The sequence below is a fragment of the Cytobacillus oceanisediminis genome, from assembly GCF_003182355.1.
Lineage (GTDB): Bacteria > Bacillota > Bacilli > Bacillales > Cytobacillaceae > Cytobacillus > Cytobacillus oceanisediminis_A.
The window spans coordinates 1-1,298 of sequence record NZ_QGTW01000041.1 but is presented as its reverse complement, the minus strand read 5'-3'; the positions used below and the strand labels follow the sequence as shown (position 1 = coordinate 1,298).

The 1,298-nt window shown below is 40.7% G+C and carries 1 protein-coding gene; it reads left to right on the top strand.

The annotated features are described in order from the left end of the window. Positions 1 to 84 precede the first annotated feature (84 nt). Positions 85 to 1,262 (top strand): IS3 family transposase gene (locus tag DFO73_RS28205; protein ID WP_110067963.1). Its coding sequence is split into 2 segments (ribosomal slippage): positions 85 to 373 and positions 373 to 1,262, totalling 1,179 coding nucleotides; the frame shifts between segments, so codons are not numbered across the junction. Positions 1,263 to 1,298: the final 36 nt, after the last annotated feature.

The following is a 1,298-nucleotide window of genomic DNA, read 5'->3' as shown; positions in this document are numbered from 1 at the left end:
TGTTAATGTCCCCTTTAAGTAGACATTCAAAAAAACCTTCATGATACCATGGAGGAAAGAATTCTACTTGGAGGGGATTTTTCTATGGCAAAAAAAGGCCAAACATTTAACAGCTACTCAGAAGAGTTCAAACTTAATGCCGTAATGAAATACGTTAATGGTTCAAAGAGTTACAAAGTATTGGCTGAAGAGTTAGGGATTCGAAATTGCAGCCAGCTCAAAGTTTGGGTTAGGAAATGGAAAAACAAAGAATCTTTTGATGAGCGTAAAGGCGTACCCAATCCTTTGAAAGGCCGGCCTAGAACGAAGTTTAAGTCGGTTGAAGAGGAAAGAGATTATTTAAAGGCACAGGTTGAATATTTAAAAAAGCAGTATCCAAATCTGGTAAAGGAGGAGACATTCCCAGAAGAATGAAATATGAACTGATTGATGAATTAAGGGGTGCCTATCCTGTCTCCTGGCTGCTGGAGATTGCCTACATCAAACCTGCAAGTTATTACAAATGGAGGAAAACTAACACTCAACGGGAAGAGAAGGCTAGGAAGGAACAGGACATTCGCGAGCACATTATGGGGATCCATTTCATGCACCCTGAATTTGGCCGGCCGCGTATGACAGATGAACTAAATGAAAATGGGTATATCATCAACCACAAAAAGGTCTACAGGCTGATGACAGAAATGGACATACAATCAGTCATACGGAAGAAGAGAAAACGACACGGCCATAGCCCTTCTGTTATCTTTCCCAATCGCCTAAAGAGGAATTTCAAGGCTGCTGGACCTAATCAAAAAATGGTAACGGATATTACCTATGTGTCTGTTGGAGACGAATTTTATTATTTATCAGTAATCCAGGATCTCTTTAATAATGAAATAGTAAGCTGGGAGCTATCCAAGAGAAATGATCTTGAACTTGTGTTAAATACAGTAGATAAATGGACAATTAAAAAAGACGCAGCTGGAGCCGTTCTCCATTCGGATCAGGGCTTCCAGTATACGTCAAAGCTATACAACAACCGATTAGAGGCTTTTGGCATCAAGGGCAGCCACTCTCGAAAAGGAAACTGCCTGGACAATGCCTGCATAGAATCATTCTTCTCACACCTCAAAACAGAGAAGTTGTATATAGACAAGTGTAATTCAGAAGAAGAGCTAGGGCAAGCACTTGAGGATTACATCTATCATTACAATTACCAACGAAGACAAAAGAAACTAAAGAAACGCGCGCCGATTGAATATCGGCACGCGCTCGCTGCTTAGCTTTTTTATGTTGTCTACTTGACAGGGGCAAGACCA